Annotated in this window: 20 protein-coding genes; 15 read left to right on the top strand and 5 right to left on the bottom strand. The window is 52.1% G+C overall.

The genetic code is table 11. The features are described 5' to 3' along the window. Positions 1-204 precede the first annotated feature (204 nt). The 8 genes from ACOTSW_RS03675 to ACOTSW_RS03640 all read left to right on the top strand — a co-directional run bounded on the left by ACOTSW_RS03675 (position 205) and on the right by ACOTSW_RS03640 (position 8,998). Positions 205-1,137 carry a BadF/BadG/BcrA/BcrD ATPase family protein gene (locus ACOTSW_RS03675; protein ID WP_423681066.1) on the top strand — a complete coding sequence of 311 codons (933 nt, stop codon included), beginning with the start codon at positions 205-207 and terminating at the stop codon, positions 1,135-1,137. 22 nt (positions 1,138-1,159) lie between these two features. Beyond that, the gene (locus ACOTSW_RS03670; protein WP_423681065.1) at positions 1,160-1,894 is read left to right on the top strand and encodes a GntR family transcriptional regulator; all 735 of its coding nucleotides are present in this window, start codon (positions 1,160-1,162) and stop codon (positions 1,892-1,894) included. Beyond that, positions 1,891-2,997 carry an N-acetylglucosamine-6-phosphate deacetylase gene (gene nagA / locus ACOTSW_RS03665; RefSeq protein WP_423681063.1) on the top strand — a complete coding sequence of 369 codons (1,107 nt, stop codon included), beginning with the start codon at positions 1,891-1,893 and terminating at the stop codon, positions 2,995-2,997. Before ACOTSW_RS03670 ends, nagA begins: the two co-directional genes overlap by 4 nt. Next, positions 2,990-4,000 carry an SIS domain-containing protein gene (locus ACOTSW_RS03660; protein ID WP_423682250.1) on the top strand — a complete coding sequence of 337 codons (1,011 nt, stop codon included), beginning with the start codon at positions 2,990-2,992 and terminating at the stop codon, positions 3,998-4,000. The genes nagA and ACOTSW_RS03660 overlap by 8 nt, the downstream gene beginning before the upstream one ends. 155 nt (positions 4,001-4,155) lie before the next feature. Further along, positions 4,156-5,805 carry a beta-N-acetylhexosaminidase gene (nagZ, locus tag ACOTSW_RS03655; RefSeq protein WP_423681061.1) on the top strand — a complete coding sequence of 550 codons (1,650 nt, stop codon included), beginning with the start codon at positions 4,156-4,158 and terminating at the stop codon, positions 5,803-5,805. A 330-nt stretch (positions 5,806-6,135) separates the two neighbouring features. Then, on the top strand, positions 6,136-6,264 hold the full coding sequence (locus ACOTSW_RS03650; RefSeq protein WP_423681060.1) for a hypothetical protein: 129 nt from the start codon (positions 6,136-6,138) through the stop codon (positions 6,262-6,264). After that, complete coding sequence (locus ACOTSW_RS03645) at positions 6,264-8,687, top strand: PAS domain S-box protein (protein ID WP_423681058.1); 2,424 nt, start codon at positions 6,264-6,266, stop codon at positions 8,685-8,687. Before ACOTSW_RS03650 ends, ACOTSW_RS03645 begins: the two co-directional genes overlap by 1 nt. Before the next feature lie 155 nt (positions 8,688-8,842). Next, entirely contained in the window at positions 8,843-8,998 is a 156-nt protein-coding gene (locus tag ACOTSW_RS03640; RefSeq protein WP_423681057.1) for a DUF3096 domain-containing protein, read from the top strand. A 167-nt stretch (positions 8,999-9,165) separates the two neighbouring features. Here the strand turns inward: ACOTSW_RS03640 and ACOTSW_RS03635 are convergent, their stop codons facing one another. The 5 genes from ACOTSW_RS03635 to xseA all read right to left on the bottom strand — a co-directional run bounded on the left by ACOTSW_RS03635 (position 9,166) and on the right by xseA (position 16,062). Beyond that, positions 9,166-9,558: a hypothetical protein gene (locus tag ACOTSW_RS03635; protein ID WP_423681055.1), complete on the bottom strand. Its 393-nt coding sequence runs from the start codon at positions 9,556-9,558 to the stop codon at positions 9,166-9,168. 187 nt (positions 9,559-9,745) lie between these two features. Next, a complete protein-coding gene (locus tag ACOTSW_RS03630) occupies positions 9,746-12,436 on the bottom strand; it encodes a prolyl oligopeptidase family serine peptidase (protein WP_423681053.1) in 2,691 nt (896 codons plus the stop codon). 337 nt (positions 12,437-12,773) lie between these two features. Next, positions 12,774-13,646, bottom strand: coding sequence for a DMT family transporter (locus ACOTSW_RS03625; protein ID WP_423681051.1), 873 nt, complete (start codon positions 13,644-13,646; stop codon positions 12,774-12,776). A 311-nt stretch (positions 13,647-13,957) separates the two neighbouring features. Further along, positions 13,958-14,536: a superoxide dismutase [Fe] gene (gene sodB / locus ACOTSW_RS03620; protein WP_423681050.1), complete on the bottom strand. Its 579-nt coding sequence runs from the start codon at positions 14,534-14,536 to the stop codon at positions 13,958-13,960. 161 nt (positions 14,537-14,697) lie between these two features. Then, a complete protein-coding gene (xseA, locus tag ACOTSW_RS03615) occupies positions 14,698-16,062 on the bottom strand; it encodes an exodeoxyribonuclease VII large subunit (protein ID WP_423681048.1) in 1,365 nt (454 codons plus the stop codon). A gap of 1,145 nt (positions 16,063-17,207) precedes the next feature. On the opposite strand from xseA, the gene ACOTSW_RS03610 reads away from it, so the two are divergent. The 7 genes from ACOTSW_RS03610 (at position 17,208) to ACOTSW_RS03580 (ending at position 23,557) form a co-directional block, all read left to right on the top strand. Beyond that, complete coding sequence (locus ACOTSW_RS03610; RefSeq protein ID WP_423681047.1) at positions 17,208-17,813, top strand: MotA/TolQ/ExbB proton channel family protein; 606 nt, start codon at positions 17,208-17,210, stop codon at positions 17,811-17,813. 2 nt (positions 17,814-17,815) lie between these two features. Beyond that, positions 17,816-18,265: an ExbD/TolR family protein gene (locus ACOTSW_RS03605; protein ID WP_186883144.1), complete on the top strand. Its 450-nt coding sequence runs from the start codon at positions 17,816-17,818 to the stop codon at positions 18,263-18,265. 141 nt (positions 18,266-18,406) lie between these two features. After that, positions 18,407-19,450: a tetraacyldisaccharide 4'-kinase gene (gene lpxK / locus ACOTSW_RS03600; protein ID WP_423681045.1), complete on the top strand. Its 1,044-nt coding sequence runs from the start codon at positions 18,407-18,409 to the stop codon at positions 19,448-19,450. Next, a complete protein-coding gene (locus ACOTSW_RS03595) occupies positions 19,431-19,616 on the top strand; it encodes a Trm112 family protein (protein ID WP_186883146.1) in 186 nt (61 codons plus the stop codon). The genes lpxK and ACOTSW_RS03595 overlap by 20 nt, the downstream gene beginning before the upstream one ends. 12 nt (positions 19,617-19,628) lie before the next feature. Continuing rightward, on the top strand, positions 19,629-20,384 hold the full coding sequence (gene kdsB / locus ACOTSW_RS03590; RefSeq protein ID WP_423681043.1) for a 3-deoxy-manno-octulosonate cytidylyltransferase: 756 nt from the start codon (positions 19,629-19,631) through the stop codon (positions 20,382-20,384). 201 nt (positions 20,385-20,585) lie between these two features. Further along, positions 20,586-21,242: an adenylate kinase gene (gene adk, locus ACOTSW_RS03585; protein WP_423681042.1), complete on the top strand. Its 657-nt coding sequence runs from the start codon at positions 20,586-20,588 to the stop codon at positions 21,240-21,242. A 152-nt stretch (positions 21,243-21,394) separates the two neighbouring features. Beyond that, positions 21,395-23,557, top strand: coding sequence for a sodium-translocating pyrophosphatase (locus ACOTSW_RS03580; RefSeq protein ID WP_423681041.1), 2,163 nt, complete (start codon positions 21,395-21,397; stop codon positions 23,555-23,557). The last annotated feature ends 180 nt before the right edge of the window (positions 23,558-23,737 follow it).

Raw genomic sequence — 23,737 nt, 5'->3', positions numbered from 1 at the left:
GCAGAAAAAGATAATGCCTGTCTTGCGTCTAATGGCAATACCACTTAAATACCTATTGACGACCACTATAAAAAAAATTACATTCTCAGCTTCGTTTTCAGCAAACTACTCTCCCGAAACTGATTAAGAAGGCAGCGCCGTATCCGCCGCATGCCATCCGGCAAGCGCGTTTGCAACATACGAAAGAATAATGAAAAAAACCTCATGGCAGAGACGACGATACAAACCCAGATACGAGCAAAACTGTACTCCGCCGACATCGCACGAATCGCGTATCTGATCGGAGTCGATGGCGGCGGCACTGGCACGCGCGTCGTACTGGCGGACCTTGATGGTAAGCAGCTGGCACGCGGCGCAGCCGGGCCTTCGGCGCTTGCGCATGGTCGCCCGCAGGCCTGGGATGCGATTCTGCAGGCCATTGATGACGCATTTGCGCAGGCGCATCTGACGCTTCCGGCCTTGTCTGAGATTGCAATCGCATGCGGACTGTCCGGCGTGAATAACGCGCAGTGGGCGGCCGAACTAAAGGCGCTCAATCCGGGATTTGCGCTGCTGCTGACAGAAACCGATGCCGGTACAACCCTGATTGGTGCGCATCATGGCGCGCCGGGCGCGGTGATTGCGCTTGGTACCGGTAGTGTGGGTGAAGTCTTGCAAAGCGATGGACAACGGCGTGAAGTCGGCGGCTGGGGCTTTCCTGTCAGTGATGAAGCCAGCGGCGCATGGATAGGAATGCGTGCCGTCAATCATCTGCAGCGCGTGCTTGATGGCAGAGCGGCTGGAAGCCGTTTTGCTGACGCAATTTATGCTCACTGCGGCGGTGACAAAGACGCGGTATTCAGATGGCTGGCGCAGGCAAATCAAACCCGTTATGCCGAAGTCGCACCTATTGTTTTTCGACACGCCGAAGAATCATTGGTCGCGCGCGATATGCTGCTTGATGCCGGGCATGAAGTCGAGGCAATTGCGGACGCGCTTGATCCCACACATTCATTACCGCTGGCGCTGTGCGGCGGGCTGGCTGCTGCGCTGCTACCGTTTCTGCCAGAGGGCTTGCGACAAAGAGTGCGTGCGCCTCTGGGCGATTCTGCCAGCGGTGCCCTGATTTTGCTGCAACAACATTTACGTTCAACCTGAATTATTAAAAAATCGAGGCGACATGCAGTTTTCCCTGCGCGATTTCAAACCGGATAGCGACAATGCCACGCCCTTGTATCTGCAACTGGCGAACAAGCTGGCACAAGGCATACAAAGCGGGCGCTGGCAGCCCGATGAAGCCTTGCCGTCAGAGCGTCTGCTGGCTGAGACGCTGGAAATTTCCCGCGTCACCGCACGCAAGGCTCTGGCCATGTTATGCGAGCGCGGCTTGCTGAGCCGCAGACATGGTTCCGGCACCTACATCACGCCGAAACTGGAACAGCCTTTATCGCGCCTCACCAGCTTCAGCGAAGAATTGCGCCAGCGCGGTTTTGTGCCCGGTTCGCGCTGGATACAGCGTGAAACCGGCATCGCTTCACCAGAGGAAATTTTATCGCTGGGTTTATCACCGAATACTGCGGTTTCGCGTCTGAAACGCCTGCGCACCGCTGACAATGTGGTCATGGCAATCGAAACCACCACCATCCCGGCGGCGTATATGCCGCAGCCGCAACTGGTGACGGACAGTTTATACGGCTACCTCGATGCGCATCATTGCGCACCGACACGCGCCTTGCAGCATATCCGCGCCATCAATGCGACCGCGGAACAGGCACATCTGGCGGATATCAAGCCCGGCGCTGCGATGTTGTTCATCACCCGCATCGGTTATCTGCAAGATGGCACCGCAATCGAACTCACGCATTCGTATTGCCGCAGTGATTATTACGATTTTGTCGCGGAGTTATTCCGATGAGCGAACAGCAATTACACGGCCAGATACTCACGCCGGATGGCTGGGTAAACGGCAGCATCAATTTCAGCGAAAAGATACAGCGTATCCAGAGCGCACCGCTGCGCGAAACAGCGCATTACATCCTGCCTGGTTTCATTGATCTGCATGTGCATGGCGCGGGTGGCAAAGATACGATGGAAGCGGGCAGTGCCGTCGAAACCATCGCTCGTTTGCATGCGCAACACGGCACCACCAGTTTGCTGGCAACCACGATGACTGCGCCGCTGAGCGATATTGAGGCAGCACTGAGTGCAATACAACCGCTGATACAGCAGCGTCCCGCCGGTACCGCACGTGTGCTGGGTGTGCATCTGGAAGGGCCATATATTAATCCGGGCAAACTCGGTGCCCAGCCTGCCTTTGCCGGCATAGGCTCGCTCGCGCAGGTACAGGCGCTTGATGCGATTGCTGCCATTAAACTGATTACGCTGGCACCGGAAATGGACGGCCATCTGGCGCTGGTACGTGAGTTAACGGCGCTGGGCATAAGGGTGCAGCTCGGTCACAGCACCGGCAGTTACGAAGAGGGCGTTGCCGCGCTGGAAAATGGTGCCAGCGGCTTCACGCATTTGTATAACGCGATGTCACGACTCGATCATCGCGCGCCCGGCATGGTCGGTGCGGCGCTCGCGCATGCACAGTTTTCAGAAATTATTCCCGATCTGTTGCATGTGCATCCGGGGGCGATTAAAGCTGCATTAAGAGCGATACCGTATTTGTATTGCGTGACTGATTCAACCGCCGCCACCGGCATGCCTGATGGCGAATATATGCTGGGGCGGCAGCGTGTGCATAAATGCCTGGGCGGCGTGCGTCTGGCCGATGGTTCGCTGGCGGGCAGTGCACTCACGATGGATCAGGCGCTGCGCAACCTGGTCAGCATAGGCCTGACGCTGGATGATGCGGCGCGGCGCGTTTCGACTTACGCTGCCGATTATCTCGGGCTGCCTGAACGCGGTCGCTTAGCGCCGGGCGCATTCGCCGATATCGTCGTCCTTGATCAGGACTTGCAACTGCTTGCCGTTTATATCGAAGGAGAAAAGATTGAATTCGCAAATGCTTAACGAGGCCTGTGCTTCCGCAGAACAGGTTGCCATCCAACTGACGCACGATGGCGACCGCTATGCCAGGCTGGGGTCGCATTTGCGGGCGCAACCGCCATCATCGGTACTGACGATCGCCCGCGGCAGCTCCGATCATGCGAGCAATTACGCGGCATATCTGATCATGGCGCGCCTCGGCCGTATCGTCGCTTCGCTGCCGTTATCGCTGGTGACCTTGAATCATGCACCTTTGCTGGTCAGGGACGCGCTGGCGATTGCGATTTCCCAATCCGGGCAAAGTCCGGACGTAGTTGATCCCGTGTGCTATTTTCGTGAGGCGGGTGCGACCACGGTGGCGCTGGTGAATGATCTCAGCTCACCCTTAGCCGCAGCCGCAGAGTGGACGATGCCTTTGCATGCAGGGCCGGAACGCAGCGTTGCGGCCACTAAAAGTTTTATCACCTCGCTGGTGGCCGCCGCCCGTCTGGTTGCGCACTGGCAGAACGATCCGCTGTTGCTGGCAGCAATCGCACAGCTACCTGCCGCGCTTGATACCGCCAGCAAAACAGACTGGTCGGCGGCATTGGATGTGCTGGTGCCCGCGCAGCGCATGATGGTGGTCGGCCGTGGCATCAGTTTTTCAGTGGCGCTCGAAGCTGCGCTGAAATTCAAGGAAACCTCCGCCATACAGGCGGAAGCGTTCAGCGGTGCAGAAATCAAACATGGCCCGATGGCCTTGATTGATGAAGGTTATCCATTGCTGATATTCGCGACTCGTGGTCCGGCGCAGGAAAGTCTGATCCGGCTCGCAGAAGAAATGCGCGGACGCGGTGCTGATGTCCTGCTCGCCGCGCCGGAGGATGTGCGCGAACGTCAACTGACTTTACCGGTGGCGGCGACGCCGGACCTTGATCCCATCGTCGCGATTCAGGCGTTTTATGTGATGGCAGCGCAACTGGCAGTGGCGCGCGGGCTGGACCCCGATCAGCCGCGTCATTTAAGTAAAGTGACTAAAACCAGTTAAATCAGTGAAATGACCGGATTTTAGGCTTATATATACTCCCCCCAGTATTTTTTAAGCCCCTTATTCTATGCTGACAATAAAGGCATTTTTAACAAAAGCAGGGGGAGTATCCATACTCAGACGCGTCAGCGCTGGTTTGGAACTAGACCGGCAATATGAACAAATTCAGCCTGAATGGTATGAGCGTTGACATTCTCGATGCCGTAAATACCCGTAATAGCAGCCACCAGAGACCTATGACAAATAACAATTCCATCTCGCCAGTTGAACCGCCGCATGCGCTGAACGCTCTGCTAAATATTGATGATGCACGTCGTCTGGCCGGGCAACTGATGATGGTGCGCATTACCGTGACCCGCATGGATGACGATCTGGCGCATTTTTTACGCGCGCATCATATCCGCGCCGTTTGCCTGTTCCGCAACAATATGACGGACGAAGTACAACTCAAAAAACTGACCGCAGATCTGCGCGCTGTGATGGGGCCGGAAGCGCTGATCGCGCTCGATCAGGAAGGTGGTGCAGTCGTGCGGCCAACCTGGATACCGCAACCGCCGTCAGCGATGGCGCTGGGTGCCAGCGACGATGCAGATCTGTGCTATCAGGTCGGTGCGGCAGTCGCACGTAACATTAAGGCGCTGGGCTTCAACTGGAATTTCGCGCCGGTGCTGGATTTGAATAATAACGTTGATAATCCTGTCATCGCTGAACGCTCATTCGGTGCTGATCCGCAGCGTGCCAGCACGCTGGCGCTGGCGTGGATGGATGGCAGCCTGTCGGAAGGCGTGGCTTGCTGCGTTAAACATTTTCCCGGGCATGGCGACACCAATGTCGATTCGCACCGCGCGCTGCCGACAGTGAATAAATCGCTGGCCGAATTGCAGGCAATGGAGTTTGCTCCATTCCAGAATGCTGTCAGCCGCAATGCGCCGGCGATGATGACGGCACACATCGTTTATCCCGCGCTGGATGCGGAAAATCCGGCAACCATGTCGCCGACGATACTGACGCATTTATTGCGTGAGCAGTGGCAGTATCGCGGTGTCGTGATTACCGATGGCATGGATATGCAGGCGATTGCGGGGCGCTACGGCGTCGGCAATGCAGCGGTGAGAGCATTGCTGGCTGGTGCCGATATGGTGATGGCGATCGGCAGCCGCGAGGCGCAAACCGAAACGCTGGCGGCACTCACAGAAGTCATACTCTCTGGACAAATTTCATATCAGACAGTGCAGCAGAAATTGCAGCGCATACGGCAACTGACTGACGCTTATCCTTGCATCGATACTGACTATCTGACTGATGCCGCTGACCGAGCGTTGATGGCGCATGCGTGGCAACGAGGTCTGACCAGTGCTGGTGAGCCGCAGGCGCCGGCAAAAGGCAGCCGGGTAAGGCTGGTGATACGCGCAGACGCGGTCAGTGATGGTGTTTCTGAAGCAGGTATCACGGCAGACAAAGTTGCATCGATGCTGGCAGATTTGTATGACGTTGAGACTGTGACCTTCAGCGATGCTGAACAGTTTGACTGGCAAAGTCTGCCGCTGGATGATCGCTTCGTCATCCTCGCCTCCACTGTACGCAAACGCTATGGTGAACGGGTGCGCCGTTCGTGGAAACCGGATCTGCATCTGGTATTGTGGAATCCGTTTCACATGCTCGATATTCAGGCTCCTGCGCTGATCACTTATGGTTTCGCCGTACCTGCAATCGCGGCAGTACGTGCGTGGCTGGCCGGTGAGGTCGGTGCGCAGGGAAATATTCCTGTCGATATTTCCGGCTATCCGCCTGATAAACATGTATAGATCAGCCAAGAATCAGCTTTGTTAAATATCAACAAAGTCAGTGCGAAAAAATAGTAGTGTATAAACTATTTGGTCTGAATTTTCATCGTGAAATTCACAGGATGCTGACACTGAACTTACGGATTACCGTGGTTTGTTGTACCGGAAACACCGCTTGTGAATGAATGTTATTTTTCCCTGTGGCGATGAGCAAAAGCGTAATCCTATCGGATAGTATGTTGCATTATCTGTTGAATACAATCCGATATTCAGTCCACGACATGATGAAATGATATCTGCATCTGATTTGTCAGGCAGAGCGGAGCGTACAGAGGAGACTAGGGCTTGAAGATGTCGATGGAATTCTTTACACCAATGATGGCGATGATGCGCGCGGCCGCAGGGCGCAGCATTTTTTTTGCCATGTCGTTTTGCGTCGGCGTTGATATGCCCGGTGCCAGAGTGGCACGGGCGATCTGATGATGAAGCTGTCTTTACGCTGGAAGCTGATATTCGTCAGCGTGCTCGTTGAAGTCGTGATGTTGTCCGTTCTTGTTGGCAACAGCCTGCGCTTCAATGAGGAAAATTTATCGCAACTGACTGAGTTGCGGGCGCGTGAAATGTCGCATTTACTCAGTGCTGAAATCGCGCCATTGCTACTGCAAAAAGACTACGCTGCGATCACAGAGTTGTTCCGTACCCAGGAGCATGGGATCGATTATTTTCTGTTGTTCGGCCAGGATCACCAGCTGTTGCTGCATTCAGGTTGGACTGATGCCCTGCCTGTCAGCAGCGACGGCTTACGTTTGCCGCTGGACAGTCATCGGCGCGATATCCGTGTTCCTCTCGTCGCTGGCGGCTCCAATCAAGGTGAACTGGTGTTTGGACTGTCAACCCGGTTTGCGCAGGAAGCCCAAAAAAAGCTGTTTGAAGAGTCGATACTGATTTCGTTTTTTGAAGTCGTCGTTTCGACATTATTCCTTTATTTGCTGGGGCTGTGGCTGACCCGCCATTTGCGACAACTGGAAGCCGCTGCCAATGCGATTTCCGCCGGAGAGTTTGACACCAAAGTGAAGTACACCGGCAAGGATGAGATCGGTGTGGTCGGTCACGCGCTGAATGTGATGAGCGATCAGCTGGCTAGTGAAATTGCTGCACTCCGGCTGAGCGAGCAGCAGCAGCGGGAAACGGCGAATCGTCTGCTGGCAGTGTTTGAGGCCGTGCCTGACTATATGACGCTGAGCCATTTAGAAACTGGCCGTATCCTGTATGCGAATGCAGGATTTGAAAAACTCACAGGCCATAACAAACAGGATGCGATAGGCAAGACTTCGCTCGAGCTGGGTATCTGGTCAGACCCTGAACAGCGCAAAACCTGGACCAGTATGATTCTGGAGCAAGGGATAGTCAGCGATTTTCAGGGGAAAATGCAGACCAAGGATGGACAAGTCAGATCCGGATTATTATCTGCGGCGATAGTCGAAGTTGACGGTGCCAGACATATCGTGGCGATCTGCAAAGATATTACCGATCGTCTGGAGGCTGAAGCTCGGGTAGAAGCCGCCCGTCGGGACCTGCAGGCAGTGCTCGACGCCGCATCGGAAATCTCCATCATCGCGACCAATAAGGAAGGACTGGTCACGATCTTTAATCGCGGAGCTGAAAAAATGCTTGGCTATCGGTCTTACGAAAGTGTTGGTCAGCTGCATGCGACCGATTTTCATGATGCCGATGAGATGGAACAGCGCAGCCGCGAGTTATCTGAGAAATTCGGCCGTGAAATTACGGGTATCGATATTTTTTCAAGCATCGCAATCCAGTCTGGGATGGAGACTCGGAACTGGATTTACGTGACCAAGTACGGTAAAAAAATTCATGTATCCCTGAGTGTGACGGCGCTGGTTAACGCGGATCAGGAAATCACCGGCTACCTCGGTATTGCTCGCGATATCACGCCGCAGATCGAAGCGCGTGAAGCCTTGAATCAGCTGAATGGTGAACTCGAATCGCGGGTACGACAACGCACGGCAGAGCTGGAGTCGGCGAATCATGAGCTTGCTTCGACGATGGGGCATTTACAAATGGCACAGACCGAGTTACTGCGTTCAGAAAAATTGCGTGCGCTCGGTGATGTCGTTGCAGTGGTGGCGCATGAACTCAATACACCTATCGGTAACTGTCTGACGGTCGCCAGCACGCTGCTCGAAAAATCCCGCGAGATCAGCACGGCGTTCGGAGACGGAAGCTTAAAGCGTTCTTTGCTCGCAAGTTATTTGCAGGATACCGAGCAAGGGATGGGGATACTGTTGCGCGGGCTTAACCGTTCCAGTGAACTGGTGATGAATTTCAAACAGGTGGCAGCAGATCAGGTATCTGATCAGCGCCGTCCTTTTGATTTGCAGGCGGTGGTAAAAGAAGTCACCAGCTTATTGCAACCCATGTTACGTAAGACACCGTTTGTACTTCAGGTTGACATTCCGGAAAAACTGATCATGGACAGTTTCCCCGGTGCGCTAGAACAGATCATCACCAATCTGATTAATAACGCAGTTGCACATGCGTTTGATGGACAATCTTCGGGCACGATGACTATCCATGCCGAACTGACAGAGCCGGATAAAGTGAAAATTACTTTTGCTGATGACGGTATAGGAATAGAACCCGCACATATGTCGCGCGTTTTTGATCCGTTTTACACCACTAAAATGGGGCGCGGTGGCACGGGTCTTGGCTTAAATATCGTTCACAATATCGTTATTAAAATGCTTGGCGGAAAACTGGAAGTGGAGAGTGTCGTAGGTCGCGGAACGCGTTTTATCATTCATTTGCCGCTCACCGCGCCCTATGCGGATACAGCGCCGGGTGAGGTGAACGATGCCTCATTGCTGCACGATAAACAGTGAGTACAGAGCTGATTCTGTATTCATCCACCTGACAGAGACACAGCGCCTGCAGGGCTTTTTTATGAACGGTAATGATCTCGGTACGGAATGAGCGCCGCCGGGTGAACGTGCGGATTCTTTATCAGACTTTTTACTGCTTTTTTGATTGGTTATTCATGAACATTCATCTTTCTCTGATGCCTGTACTAGCGCTGGTCGCAGGTCTTTGTATTCTGGTGAAACCGAAGTTGGTCAGCTTTATTGTTGCTTTGTACCTCATTATTGTCGGGCTGGCCGGCATCTTCGGGCTGGGGCGTTTTCATCTGTTCTGACGATCATCATTGATGTCCGCATTACACAAAAAATCCCCGCTGACCTTATATGCAGACGGGGATTAATACAAATCGGTGCAGAATAACAAGAGCGCAAGCGGACAAGGATATTGAGGTTGCCCGGTGCGGCGGTTGACGTCAATGTTCTTCAGGAAGTCGCGTTGATATTATTCATCTCTGCGCAGACGTCTGATGTAAATCCGCTGTTCCTGATATGACTGCGCTTGCTGGTTGTACGTACGATCCTGCTGCGGTGTTTTCAGCAGACCGAGGAAAACTCTCAACACCACAAACAGTACAAACAAGCTCAGCACAAACGGAATCAGACTGATCGCGAGCGCAATCGCGACGCAGATCACAAAAATACGCGGCAGCGGTGTACGCAGCATCGCCAGCGCACATTTCGATGCTAATTGACGGAATTCCTGCGTGACCTGGCGCAGGACTGAATACATATATTGCGAAAAGGCATTCATAGTGGCTTTCGTGTAGCGTCTTTCGTCGGGAATAAATGGCAGGCTGAATTGGTGCTGATTATTGCGTGTATCCGTTTGCTTCACAACGGTAATAATTTCTCGAATTTGCCGTGCAGATGTTATCTGTGATGCGAAACGCAGATCTGAGTCTGCCGCTTTGGGGTATGTTTTTCAAATAAAAAATCCTGCCTTGCGCGGGACTGCGAAGAGAAAATCAGAGTGATGATGTATGCAAATCGCTGCAACCAGCATCACTCCGGTATCCCGCTGATTATTGATTGCCTGAGCCTAAATGCTGTAAGAAAAAGGCTTCATATTTTTTGTGCCAGGCTTTGGCTTTGATCGCGCCACCCAAAGCATGCTCACCATCCGGATCGAGGAAAAGATCGACCAGTGTTTCCTTGCCATTTTCCAGTAAGGCGCGATAGACGTTCACGGTGTCCTGATACAATACATTCGGATCCTGCATGCCATGCACCAGCAGCAGCGGCTTTTTAAGGCCAGCAGTCAGCGGCAATAAAGAATACTTGCGAAGGTTAGGTTTATTACGCTCAGTCTTACCTATGGTGCGGCCGCTGTACCAGCTATTGTAGTTTTCCCATTCGGTCGGGCCAGCACCGGCAATCCCGGCAGCGAAGGTATCCGGGCTGGTGTACATTGTGTATTGGGTCTGGAAACCGCCGAAACTCCAGCCCGTCAGACCGATGCGTTGACCGTCAACACCAAGGTTTTTCTGCATGTATTGCGCCAGATCTTCGAGGTCTTCGGTTTGCGGTTTGCCCGCCTGTTCCCAGTTGGCATCGCTGAATTTGCGACCGTAATTGGAATGTCCGCGCGGATCAACTGCCACAGTCACATAACCATTTTTTGCCGACATATACATGCCAAACATATAGGCTGTTTGCTGGAAGCTGTCGGTTTCAATGATGTGTCTGTCATTCAGCGGGCCACCATAGGTATAGACAATAGCGGGACGCTGATCGCTGGTTTTCCAGTTTGCTGGCTTGAAAACATACGCCTGTATCTGATCGCCGTAACGGTTTTTAAAACTAAAACGTTCTGGCTGCTGAATATCAATCGCCTGCCACAAAGGATCGTGACTTTGCGTCAGCGTCGTGCTTTTACTGGACTTCACATCAATCAGTTTTAACTCCGGACGGCTCGACCATTGACCAGCGACGCTGGCGAGTTTGTCACCGCTATCGGCGACATCGCTGGCACGATGGAAATCGCCCTTTTGTCCGAGTGCTTTCATGTCGCCGCTGGCGATATCGACCTTATACGCATTCATCGAAGCGAAGTCATCCTTATTTGCCAGTACGAACATGGATTTGCTATCTGGCGTAAAACCGATGATCTGGTGCGCTTCAAAATCACCTTTCAGAATGGCTTTGGCACTGCCGCTGCCATTGTTGTTATCAGTACTGATAATGTAAGGCTGGCGATATCCTTGCTCGTCAAGTACGGCGATCAGTTGTTTTCCGTCGGGAGTAAATTTGGGCTCCAGCACATTCACGACTTCATGACCAACATTGCCGCGACGCTCGAACACTAAGGCTGGCTTGACACCTTCTTCTGCTTTGCCTACATAAATGCGCAGCAGATTTTTTTCGCGTTCCCAGGTTGAAAATGTATAGCGGCTGCCATCTTTCGCCCAGTTGACTTTACTCATTTCAAACCAGACATCTCCACCATTGTTGGTGAATACCGGTTGTGGCTGACGAACTGATGTATCGGCAACGCGGCGAATGTATAAGGCCGTTGCCGGGATTTTGCGCTTGTCATCCGACACTTCGCGCGGCACTTTTTTTGCTGTCGCAAAGCGCTCGTTGTAATTCATGATTTCAACCTGACGCTCAGAAGATGGTTTCACTTTACCGGTTTCTTCGTCGACATCGGGTGCCACTGCGGAGATCGCCATCCATTGTTTATCTTCGCTCAGCTCCGTGTTGGCGATGCTATATTTTTTCTCTGCATCATCGGGATGGATCAGTTCGCGATTCAACTGACGAATCGCACTGTTGTCGAAGGCGGCACTGTAGAGACTCTTGCTATCCATATAGATATAGCCTTTGTCATCCGCACGATAAGCGACGATGCGTTCTGCTTTGTCGGTTTGCGTCAGCCTTTCCACCTTGCCGTTGGCTGCCTGCAGACGGAATAAATCGCCGCGATACTGGAATATCAGTTCATTTTTTTTATTTGCCCAGACCAGATAATCGACACCTGGATAGAGGTCACTGGGTTTCAGTCTTTCTTTGGCGATTTTCTTTTTCAGTTCATCGCGCAGTTCCCACAGCTCTTTTTGTTTGTCGCTGTCTTTATCGGCTTTACTGTCTTTTTTGTCGTCCGACTTTGCTAACGCAGTATCAGCCGTAGCACTGTTTTTTGCTGCTGCTTTCTCGGCAGCTTTTTCTTTTGCAGCTTCTGCATCAGCTTCGGCTTTCTTCTTCGCATCGCGGGCTTTTTTATCAGCCAGTTCACGTTTTACTTCCTCTAAGCCGGCTTCTTCCCATTGTTGCAGGTTAACCTTTTCACCACGCAGGTAAGCGGCATGGGCTTCAGCCTTTGCCTGACGCTCTGATTCTTCTTTTTCTTTTTGCTTTGCTTTCTTCTCGAACCGGTCCCACACTTCCGGCGCATCGAACGTCTTCATCAGTGCTGGTGAAGTAATGCGGCGGGTTTCTCCTGTTTGCGTGTCGTGCACATACAAGTCAGAGCCGATTTCATTAAACGGATTCCAGACGTAAGCAAGGTAGCGACCGTCGTGGCTGAAGCTGATGACTTTTGCTGCCTGACCTGCATACGGTTTTGCACGGAATACCTGTTCCAGCGTCAGATCCGCAGGCTGGATTTTTGCAATGACGTTGCCGGTTGGCGCTGCATGGGCGACATGCTGCGGTAACAGCGCTGCGCCTGAGCACGCGAGGGCAATACTGAAAGGAATAAATTTCGGGAACATAGTACTTGCCTTCATTGTTTTTATAGGATGATTTATGACGTTAACGAGGTGAGATTCGGCATGTCTGTATCTGGTTAGCAGCGCATCCCGGATGGTCAATATCCGGGCTTCCTGCACTGATCAGCCGACAGCCAATTTGCAGACAAGCGGGATAGACACGCATACGGTCTGGCGAGTTCCTGCTGCATACAAATATTTTTCTGTACGTACCCATCGGCGCGGACACGTTGTCGATATGCGTTGAGCTGATGAGCTGAGGTGTGTCACCGCAGCTGTCGGTGGTGAAGGTTTCTCTCCGAAAAAATAGGCCTGAAGCGCATCCGCTTCAGGCCTATTTTCAGCGTGCTGGTCTGACGACTAAAGCCACGCCAGCCAGCGCAATAGCCATTCCCGCCAGTGCGGTCAGGGTGAATTTTTCTCCAAACATCAGCCATGCCATTGCGGCTGTGACGGCCGGGACCAGATACATATAGCTGGTGACTTTGGTGGCTTCACCATGTCGTATCATGATGTATAAAACAGAGATGCCGATACCGGATAACACCAGAACCGACCAGGCAAGTGCGCCGAAAAATTGTGGCGTCCACAGTATCGTCTGTGTCTCCAGCATCCATGCAAATGGTGCGGTAACTAACAGCGACGCGGCAAACTGAATCACTTGCCCGGTGCGCACATCAAATGAAGGGCAGGTTTTTTTCTGGTACAGCGTGCCCGAGGTCATTGCAAACAAAGCCATCACCGCCAGACTGACACTGGTCAGCGACAGGGCAACAACAGAAATTTTATTCGCCACGACCAGACCGACACCAGCGATGCCGAAAGCCAGTCCCAGCCATTGTCTGCCACGTATGCGCTCACCGATAAAAGGTCCCATGACAGCAGTCAGAATAGGTTGCACATTGGCGATCAGAGCCGCCACACCTGCCGGCATGCCGAGCTTGACCGCGCACCAGATACCGCCGAGATACAAAGCTTGCATCAGTATGCCAGCGATGGCGATCGGTAACAGGTCTTTGCGGGCGGGCCAGGGCGCGCGCATGAGTATGGCGAGCGTCAGCATCATGACAACCACGCCCATATAACGCATGCATAAAAATGTCAGTGGTTCTGCATAGGGCAGACCATACTTAGCAACGACGTAGCCGGACGCCCAGATAAAAATGAAGATGGCGGGCAATGATTTAAGCAGCAGACTTGAATTTGATTGCATACGAAGTCGGTATCGGGGCGTGAGTGAAATAGGGATGTATTCGTTCTCTGGCCGGAATCAGTGAATTCGCGCTGTTGAGCGCATATTCTGAATACGCGGCGGTAACCCGGAAATACTCCAAACTCCCGGGCAGATTCATCATTGAAGGCAAATCTGTTTGTCGCTGCTTATAGCTATTGTTTTTTATGCGCAACTATCTTCGCATAAAGCTACTTTGGGATAGATGAAAAAAAACCTGTGATGCCGAAACATGCACAGGTTTTTTTCATCTGTTCCAACCAGCGTCAGAACAGACCCGGTAACTTGGTAGCTTACGCCAGGTTCGCGGCAGCGAAATCCCAGTTAACCAGCGCCCAGAACGCTTCTAGATATTTTGGACGCGCATTGCGGTAGTCGATGTAGTAAGCGTGTTCCCACAGATCGCAGGTGATCAGTGGTTTGTCTGTTGTTGTCAGTGGTGTGGCAGCATTCGATGTGTTGACGATATCGAGTGTACCGTCTGCCTTTTTCACCAGCCAGGTCCAGGAAGAACCGAAGTTGCCGACAGCTGATTTATTGAAAGCTTCTTTGAACGCGTCGAAAGAACCCCATTTGGCGTTGATCGCGTCAGCCAGTGCGCCAGTAGGAGCGCCACCACCATTAGGTTTCAGGCCATTCCAGTAGAATGTGTGATTCCAGATTTGTGCCGCATTATTGAATACGCCACCGGAAGATTTTTTAACGATTTCTTCGAGTGTGGAATTTTCGAACTCTGTACCTTTGATCAGGTTGTTCAGGTTGGTCACATAAGTCTGGTGATGTTTGCCGTAGTGATATTCCAGTGTTTCTTTGGAAATGTGCGGAGCCAGAGCGTCCAATGCATAGGGCAATGCCGGTAAGGTATGTTCCATGATGTGTCCTTTTAGTTTTCTTCAGTGGTTTCCGTTTGACGACGACGAACGGGTAAAACGCTCATTGTAAGCGTTTGTGCAAAAGCTTGCAGCGCAACTGTGTGATTTTCGAATCAGGAAGCGCTCGCAGAACGTGTCATGCCGGTAGCATATTTTGGTCATCACTGATCGAGACTGGTCTGAACACTGCTGATACCGACTTCCGCGCTGCCATGTGAGAGGCGTATATTGAGCAGGCTGTGTGGCTGCAACTCCTGTGCTGAGCGCAGGAGTCGGCCTTTGTGGTCGCGGATAATCGCGTAACCGCGATCCAGCGTGCGTTGCGGGTTCAGTAATTCCAGCTGGGTTTGCAGTGCGCCCAGTTGCTGGCGTTGCTGTAACAGCGCGTGGCGTTGGAATTGCTGCAGCCGAAGCCGGAGTTCGTTTAATTTTGTTCGTGCTGGCGTCATATCCGGGCGCTGGCTTTGCAGTCGCATGTCCAGCTGCGCCAGCGCATGACGTGAATGCTGCAGCGGAATGCCACTGCTGTAACGCAGAGTTTGCAGGCAATGTTGTAGTTGCTGTCGCTTCAACGCAATCGCTGCCGCCGGACTCAGCAGGCGGCGTGACAGCCCGTCCAGCGTCTGATTCTGGGTCGCGATTTGCCTTTGCATGGCTCTTTGCATGCGGTGTTGCTGTTGTTCTAAAGCACTGACCCAGTCGGCACGCGGCGTGGCAGCGAGTTCTGCCGCTGCCGTCGGTGTTGCTGCGCGCATATCCGCGGCGAAATCGGCGATCGTAAAGTCAGTCTCATGACCGATGCCGGCAATCACCGGCATGGGGCAGTTGACGATGGTACGGGCGACGATTTCTTCATTGAATGCCCATAAGTCTTCGATGCTGCCACCGCCGCGGCAGACCAGCAGCACATCACATTCTTCACGTGCGGCGGCGGTTGCTATCGCCTGTGCAATTTTGGCACCGGCACCTTCGCCCTGTACCTGCGTCGGATACAGAATGACCTGAACATGCGGCACACGCCGGCGCAATGTCGTCAGGACATCGCGCAATGCGGCTGCCTGTGGGCTGGTGACGATGCCTATGGTTTTAGGAAACACCGGCAGCGGGCGTTTGCGTTCCGGATCAAATAAGCCTTCCTGACTCAGTTGCGCTTTCAGGCGTAAAAAGGCTTCATATAGGTTGCCGACGCCGGCACGGCGTATTGCTTCGACGCTCAACTGGTAATCGCCGCGCGGCGCATACAGAGTCACCAGCGCCCGCACCTCGACTTTATCACCTTCGCGTGGCTGGAAATCGGCATACTGGGCGCGGCCACGAAACATCACTGCACGTACCTGAGCCGTGCTGTCTTTTAGGGTGAAATACCAATGTCCAGAGCTGGCGAGGGTGAAATTCGATATTTCGCCGGAAACCCATGTCAGCGGGATATTACGTTCCAAGAGTTGAGCAACGGCGCTGTTGAGCGCAGAAACACTGATGACAGTGCTCGCCGGGATTGGGTTTGATGGACGGGAATCAGTGTTCATGAGGCATACAATCAAAAAAGCTGTCCACATAAGCCTGTGGTGGTCGTCAGCATGTCATTGAGACAGCAATAAGTCAAAAGAAATGCAAACTCTGGATATAAGTCCTTGATTTTTATTATCAATCTCTCTGCAAGTAAATCGGGCAATATGAAAAAATCCTTACAAATCAAGGGTGTTACAGAACGATACATGGCTTGTGCACAAACTTATCCACAGAATAAGTGCATAAAATGTGAGTATCTTTTATCTGGTGATAAAACGAGGGTGTTGCCTATATTTTGTGCATGATCTTATTTGTTAATAAAATCAAAGAGTTACTGTGTTTTCTTCTGTTTTTACACAGTCTTTTCCACAAAAAATGTGAGAAAAACCGACTTGTTCACATAAAAATTTGCTTTTTAAAACATGATTTCGTTGACGTTTCTTATTTTAAAAGCCTGCTTAAAAAACAGGCTTTTAAAAATAATTGATATAAATCATGAACTTAATATGATTGCCCCGCCTTTTTCACAATGTTGTCCACAAAAAATGTGCAAAAAGTCAGAGTTATCCCCTGATACGCTGAATTTGCCGTATTTTTATTGCAATAAAAAATGACAGAAACGCTTTCAATACCGATTTGCATATTTTTTGAGCGAATTGTATTTATCTATATAAATCAATTAATTGCCGCACTTTTTCAGCATTCTGCACAAATTTGTCCACATAATTTGTGCAAAACAATCCACTTATCCACGACCAGTATCTGAGTGCTGTTATTTTCAGCAAATCAGCCTGAAAAAAGGCTTTTGCTTAAATAATTTGCAGAAGATTAATCTGTTTAAAAATCAGGGACTTAACTTATTTCCCGGTCCTTGTGCACAAGCTTGTCCACATAAAGTGTGCAGAAATGAGAAAAAATACTGCAGAAAAACCATGACGCATGCCCTGAAAATTCCTGCCTAATTCTTAAGCTTAAAAAGAAATCTGTTTTATTTCAAAGACTTAATGTGCTATCAAGTACTTATCCACAGGCTTGCGCACAGATTTTGTGTAAAACACGCCGGATATGCACAGACGTCGTTTTTTTCTTGAGTACCCTTGCCCGTCTGCACACAAAGCGCTACATTGCGGGGTTGGATTTCTGAACCTATTAGGAGTGCGCTTTGTTCGCCATTATTCAAGCCGCCGGCTGGCCTATTTATCTGTTGTTGATTTCTTCTGTGATCGCCTTAACGCTGATTATTGAACGCAGTTTTTCCTTGCGTCGCAATAAAATCCTGCCATCGACGCTGCTCGATGAGGTGATACGCGTGTATCAGGCAGGCAAGGTGAAGCCGGAAGTCATACAACAACTTGCAGGCAATTCCCCTTTGGGCAAAGTGCTGGCTGCGGGTTTGCGCAACGTCAGCGCGCCACGTGAAGTGATGAAAGAGTCCATCGAAGAAGCCGGCGCTGCGGTCGCACATGAACTGGAGCGGTTCCTGACAACGCTGGGCACGATCGCTTCATTGGCGCCGTTGATGGGCTTGTTCGGTACGGTGGTCGGGATGATAGAAATTTTCGGTTCACAAACGGCGACCGGCGCGAATCCGGCGCAATTGGCTCATGGTATTTCGGTGGCTTTGTATAACACGGGCTTTGGTTTGCTGATCGCGATGCCTGCACTGGTCGCTTACCGCCATTTCAGAGCCCTGGTAGATAGTCTCGTGATTGATATGGAACAACAGGCCGTCAAATTTGTTGACGTTGTTCACAGCGCCAGGAAGTAAACATGAATTTTCGTAAAGGAAAGGGCAGGGAAGAGCCTGAAATTAACCTGATCCCGTTTATTGACGTGCTGCTGGTCATCCTGATTTTTCTGATGGTGACGACGACGTATAGCCGTTTCACCGAATTACAGATCACACTGCCAACGGCAGATGCCGAAAAAGCACAGGAAAAGCCGAATCAGATTGATATCGGTATCGATGCGCAAGGGCGATACAAGATCAATAATCAGGCGGTTTCTTTTCTGGATACTGCGACGCTGGCGGAGGATTTGCGGCGTGCCAGTGCCGCGCTGGCCGAGGGCTCGACTGGCGCGCAGGCTGAGCCCGTTGTGATCATCAATGCAGACCGCGCGGCGACGCACCAGTCGGTGATTGATGTGCTGGAAGCGGCGCGTATCGCCGGATTAGCCAAAGTGACATTCGCAGCCCAGGCTGGAAGCCGCAGTAAGTAAGCCTCTCCGGCACGGTGATTTTGGGGAGTATATGAATACTGTGCGCTATCTCCCAATGTTTTAGCGGACAATTTCATTTTTGAATAGCATACTACCGGGGAGTATCTTACTCCCCGCTTGTTTTTTAGCAGAGGAAAAACGATGCGGATCTGGCTGGAATCCTGGCTGTTGCAGGCGTGGCAAAAGCGCGGCGTCGTGGCGTGCTTATTGTGGCCGCTGTCCAGACTGTTTCAGCTGATTGTTACGTTCCGCTTTGGCTTGTTTGTGCTGGGTTACAAAGCGCAAGTGAAACTCAGTGTGCCAGTGATCGTGGTTGGCAATATCTATGTCGGTGGCACCGGCAAAACCCCGTTGGTGATCTGGCTCGTGCAGCAATTGCAGGCGGCTGGTTATCGGCCCGGCGTCATTTCACGTGGCTATGGGGTGCAAGCTGACAACGTGACGCTGCTGACGGCGGATGCGCTGGCGTCACAGGTCGGCGATGAGCCGCTGTTGATTGCGCAACGCACGGGTGTTCCGGTGGCTGTCGGGCGGGATCGCGTGGCTGCCGGACGCGCATTGCTGGCGTCGCATACGGAAGTGGATATCCTGATTGCCGACGATGGCTTGCAGCATTATTTTCTGGCGCGCGATATCGAAATCATGTTGTTCGATCAGCGTGGTGCCGGTAATGGCTGGATGTTGCCGGCGGGTCCTTTACGCGAACCGGTACAAAGAAGGCGTGATTTTACCGTCCTCAATGCGCCCGCAGAGATCAGCGCCGCAGCGGTGCCCGGTATTCCCGCTGACGCGGTTCGCATGCAATTACAAGCACAACAGGCGTATCAATTGGCGGAGCCGGAATGTCGTCAGCCGCTGGCCGATTTTGCTGCAAAGCGCTTGTGTGCGGTTGCTGGCATAGGTCATCCGCAGCGTTTTTTCACTGCGCTGGCTAATGCGGGGTTGCAATGTGAAGGTGTGGCGTTGCCGGATCATTTCGCTTTTGACGCCACGACTTTTCAGGCCATCGCTGCCGATTGCATTCTGATCACGGAAAAGGATGCAGTAAAATGTCGACAAATTCCTGCATTGCAAAACGATGCCCGCATCTGGGTGGTGCCTGTTGAGGCGCAACTCGGCGGCACATTTGCAGCAGATCTACTTCAAATGATTTCGGAGAAAAAGCATGGAAGCTCGCCTGCTTGATATTTTGGTTTGTCCTGTCTGCAAGGGACCTTTGGTCTACAACAAAGCTGCGCAAGAATTAATTTGCTATGCCGATAAACTGGCGTTTCCTGTGCGTGACGATATTCCTGTCATGTGGACAGATCAGGCGCGCACCCTGACACAAGAAGAAATCGACGCGCGCTGAGCGGGACGCCGTATGAGTTTTATCGCCATTATTCCGGCGCGACTGGCATCGAGTCGCCTGCCAAACAAACCGCTTGCGGATATCGCTGGTAAACCGATGGTGGTACGCACCGCCGAACGTGCGCTTGCATCCGGCGCCAGTGCGATTATGGTGGCAACCGACCATGCCGATATTGTCGCCGCTTGTGAGGTGCATGGCGTGCCTGTGCGCATGACGCGCCCGGATCATCCGTCTGGCACTGATAGGATTGCAGAGGTGGCCGCCAGCATGCAATTGCCAGCAGACGCGGTGGTGGTCAATGTGCAGGGCGACGAACCCTTAATTGATCCGGCACTGATCGGTGCTACGGCAGCATTGGTGAATGCGCAGGTGCCGATGGCGACCGCAGCGCATCCCTTGCATGACGTCGCTGAAGTTTTTAATCCGAATGTGGTGAAAGTGGTGCTCGATAAATCTGGCCGCGCTTTGTATTTTTCACGCGCAACGATCCCTTGGCATCGCGACGCGTTTGCGGCAAGTCGTGAGCAGCTGCCGGCTGGCTATACGCCGTTGCGGCACATTGGTCTGTATGCCTATCGCAATGATTTTTTACAACAGTATCCACAACTCGACATCTCGCCTCTGGAACAGATCGAAGCACTGGAACAGTTACGCGTGCTGTGGCACGGCTATCCGATCGCAGTACATGTAACGCAGACCAGCCCGGCGCCCGGTGTGGATACGCTGGAAGATCTGGAACGGGTTCGTCGTATTTTTTCAGGGAAATGAGCTAAAACATTGATGACTCTGGATTGATTTCATATTCAGACAGCAATAGCGCCGGAAATTGTGGTAAGTTTCGTGAAAAGATTCTGTGTTATTACTACTAAAAGAAAAACAATTCCGTAGTGTTACGCAGTAAATTAAAAAAGATTCCGCATGCTCCCTTGCGAGCGTGCAAACAAATTCAAACTCGTCTTAGGAAATAAAATGCGTCTTATTTTGTTAGGAGCGCCAGGTGCTGGTAAAGGCACGCAGGCTAATTACATCAAAGAAAAATTCAATATTCCGCAAATCTCGACTGGCGATATGTTACGCGCCGCGGTCAAAGCTGGTACCCCGCTTGGTCTGGAAGCAAAAAAAGTCATGGACGCAGGTGGTCTGGTCTCCGATGACATCATTATTGGTCTGGTCAAAGATCGTCTGAAAGAAAGCGACTGCGCAAATGGTTATCTGTTCGACGGTTTTCCGCGCACAACGCCACAAGCCGACGCGATGAAAGAAGCCGGTGTCGCGATTGATTATGTATTGGAAATCGACGTTCCTGATGAAGCGATTGTTGACCGTATGAGTGGCCGTCGTGTGCATCCGGGTTCAGGTCGTACTTATCACGTCAAATACAATCCGCCAAAAGTGGAAGGAAAAGACGACGTCACAGGTGAAGACCTGATACAACGCGACGACGATAAGGAAGAAACCGTTAAAAAGCGTTTGTCTGTCTATCACGAACAAACAGAAGTGCTGGTGAGTTACTATGGTAACTGGGCAAAATCAGGTCAGCCCGGTGCGCCTAAATATCGCAAGATTCCGGGAGTAGGGCCAGTCGAGAGCATACGCGACAGCGCTTTCGCTGCATTAACGGAATAAGAGTAGTAAGAGGGAGCGGACAATATGTCCGCTTTTTTTTTGTCTCTGCTCCTGTTGTGCCTGATCTGGTCATGTACTGAGTTTTTCTGTCGTCTCTGAGCATTCGTCCCGGACGACGCTGTCTGACAACGACAACAACAGGAGGAGTCACCATGGTAGCTAGTCTCTGGTTTGTGATCGGCTGCGGCATGATTGCCGTGCTGTACGGTTTGCTGTCGCGCCGCTGGATATTAAAACAAGATGCCGGCACTCCGCGTATGCAGGAGATTGCAGCGGCGATACAACAAGGCGCGTCAGCTTATCTGGCGCGACAATACCGTACGATAGCGCTGGTGGGCGTGATCCTGTTCATTGCGATTGCTGCGATTCCCGGTTTGGGCCTGACGACTGCCTGCGGCTTTCTGATCGGCGCAGTCTTGTCCGGTGCCTGTGGTTTTATCGGTATGAATGTGTCGGTGCGGGCGAATGTACGTACTGCGCAGGCGGCAACCAAAGGGATGAATGACGCGCTGGATGTTGCCTTTCGTGGCGGTGCAATTACCGGCATGCTGGTCGTCGGACTCGGCTTGTTAGGTGTCACAGGTTTTTACTCGATACTCATACTCTCCGCGCCGCATGGGATGGGGCTGACGCTGAGTCAGCACGATGTGATTCAGCCCTTGATCGGGCTTGCCTTCGGTGCTTCGCTGATTTCCATTTTTGCCAGGCTGGGCGGCGGTATTTTCACCAAAGGCGCCGACGTCGGCGCGGATCTGGTCGGGAAAGTTGAAGCAGGTATTCCCGAGGATGACCCGCGTAATCCTGCCGTGATTGCCGATAACGTTGGCGACAATGTCGGTGATTGTGCAGGAATGGCTGCAGACTTGTTTGAAACGTATGTCGTGACGCTGATTGCGACGATGTTACTGGGAGCGCTGGTCGTCACTAACGCAGCAATGCAAGCGATTGTTTATCCCTTGCTGCTCGGCGCGGTGTCGTTACTCGCCTCAATTGTCGGTTGTTCTGCCGTGAAAGCCCGTCCTGATAAAAAAATCATGTCAGCACTGTATACCGGCTTATGGTGGGCCGCCGGTTTGTCGCTGATCGGCTTTGCGATCGTTACCTGGCTGGTGTGGCCCGACGACGCAATGCGCTGGCGTATGATGGGCGCGACCGTGGTTGGTATCGTGCTGACTGGCTTGATGGTGTACATCACTGAATATTACACAGGAACCGATTTTAAGCCGGTGCAGCATGTGGCGCAGGCATCGACGACTGGCCACGGTACCAACATTATTGCTGGTCTGGGTGTGTCGATGAAGTCGACCGCGTGGCCGGTGCTGGCGGTGTGCGCCGCCATTCTGACCTCTTACGGCTTTAGTGGTTTATATGGTATTGCGATTGCTGCGACGGCGATGCTGTCGATGGCTGGTATCATCGTTGCGCTGGATGCATATGGCCCGATTACAGATAACGCTGGTGGTATCGCTGAAATGTCAGAAATGCCTGCTTCAGTCAGGGCCATTACCGATCCGCTGGATGCGGTTGGTAACACCACCAAAGCGGTAACCAAAGGCTACGCGATAGGCTCTGCAGGTTTGGCCGTATTGGTCTTGTTTGCCGATTACACCCATGCTTTAGATGCGGTCGGTAAATCGACGGCATTTGATTTGTCCAATCCTCAGGTCATTGCCGGGCTGTTTATCGGTGGCTTGATTCCCTATCTGTTTGGTGCGATGGCCATGGAAGCCGTCGGGCGCGCGGCTGGTGCCGTCGTGGTGGAGGTGCGCCGCCAGTTCAGCGAAATCAAAGGGATTATGGATGGCACTGGCAAACCAGAGTACGACAAGGCGGTCGATATGCTGACGACATCAGCTATACGGGAAATGATATTGCCGTCGCTGCTGCCCGTAATCGTGCCGCTGCTTGTAGGTTTACTGCTGGGACCGGCAGCGCTGGGTGGATTATTAATGGGAACGATAGTAACCGGATTATTCGTCGCCATTTCGATGACGACCGGCGGCGGTGCCTGGGATAATGCAAAGAAATACATTGAGGATGGGCATTACGGCGGCAAAGGCTCTGAGACGCATAAGGCGGCCGTGACCGGGGATACGGTGGGGGACCCATACAAAGACACCGCCGGACCGGCGGTGAATCCGCTGATCAAAATTATTAATATTGTTGCCTTATTGCTTGTGCCGCTGCTACCGCATCCGGTGCCTCAGTCGGTTGGCGGAATTGCTGCAAGTGTTTCCGCATCATCTGTCGCTGTCGTCGTCGTTCCTGCTGTACATCCACCCGAGGGGATTCTGTCAGCGTCGGTAAAGAAATAGATGCAAGATCAAATCAGAAAAAGACACAGATATAAACGGAATATTTGATTCAGATAAAAAAGATGCGTGCCAGAATGGCGGAGCATCTTTTTTCTTTTAGCGGTGCGGCAAAGTTGGATACAATACGGATATGACGTTTACGTAAACGTAATGTGTTTGCTTCTACCTTGAAATACAAGC

It is taken from the genome of Undibacterium sp. WLHG33 (assembly GCF_049544815.1).
Lineage (GTDB): Bacteria > Pseudomonadota > Gammaproteobacteria > Burkholderiales > Burkholderiaceae_D > Undibacterium.
Note: the sequence above shows the minus strand (reverse complement) of the source record. Positions and strands in the feature narration are given on the sequence as shown.